General features: G+C 51.8%; 1 pseudogene. It reads right to left on the reverse strand.

The window, feature by feature from the left end:
* Positions 1-67: 67 nt before the first annotated feature.
* A pseudogene (locus tag AC6H42_RS31785) lies at positions 68-249 on the reverse strand (ABC transporter substrate-binding protein); the annotation flags it as partial.

Genomic DNA, 249 nt, shown 5'->3' on the forward strand with positions numbered 1-249 from the left:
TTAATTAATTTTGCAACTAGTTGCAAAATTAATTAACCCTGACCCCATTTATCTGTGCGGAATTAAGTTACTTGCCGCGGCCGGCGCTGATGAGGAAGTTCTGCATTGTCGCTTCGGCCACCGAGGCCCACTGGTTCTGGTCCTGGCGGAACTTTTTCCATGGCTCGTAGATCTTGGCGAACTTGGCGTTGCGTGCCGCCTCTTCGTTCATGACGTCGTTGGCGGCCTTGTAGCAGGCGTCCATCATGT

The organism is Massilia sp. NBRC 108631 (genome assembly GCF_059704565.1).